Consider the following 688-nt stretch of genomic DNA (forward strand, 5'->3'; position numbering starts at 1 on the left):
CTCAAACCTGGCTACAATGTCCAAGCTGCCACCAATGGTCAATATGTCCTTGCCTACGACATCTTTCCAAATCCAACAGATACTAGAACTCTAAAACCCTTCCTCCAATCGATTCAAACCTTGGACTTGTTCCAACACATTGTAGCCGATGCAGGTTATGGAAGTGAAGAGAACTACGTTTTTATAATTGATGAGTTGGAGAAAATACCTCTAATCCCCTATGGCATGTACCAGAAGGAATTGACAAAGAAATATAAGAATAGTCCTACTAATCCAAATAATTGGGATTATCTTGAAGAGACAGATCAGTTTATTAAACCAGACGGAGTTGTTTATTCCTCTAAGAACTACTCTCGCCGAACTGACAAGTACGGATTTGAACGTGACTTTAAAATCTACGAGGCAGATAACATACAAGACACAGCGGAGTTGGAAAAACTTGCCAAAACAGAAAGTGGTCGTCAGAAACAGATTCACTACAATCCGACTTGGAATTACTTTAAGGAACTTATCAAGGAAGAATTACATAGCGAAGAAGGCTCTCGTATCTATGCCAAACGGAAAATCGATGTCGAACCCGTTTTTGGCCGATTGAAGAGTGTTTTTGGTGTGCGAAGAGTTCATGTAAGAGGCAATCAAGCTGTCCAAACGGAAGTTGGCTTCCTCTTCATGAGTATGAATCTCACAA

At 40.4% G+C, this 688-nt stretch carries 1 protein-coding gene; it reads left to right on the forward strand.

What is annotated here, in order from left to right; all coding sequences use genetic code 11:
• Window positions 1-688 (forward strand): transposase (locus ACMZ6U_RS10635; RefSeq protein ID WP_416108373.1); only part of this gene is annotated, 688 nt, incomplete at both ends.

The organism is Streptococcus pluranimalium, from assembly GCF_047785745.1.
Lineage (GTDB): Bacteria > Bacillota > Bacilli > Lactobacillales > Streptococcaceae > Streptococcus > Streptococcus pluranimalium_B.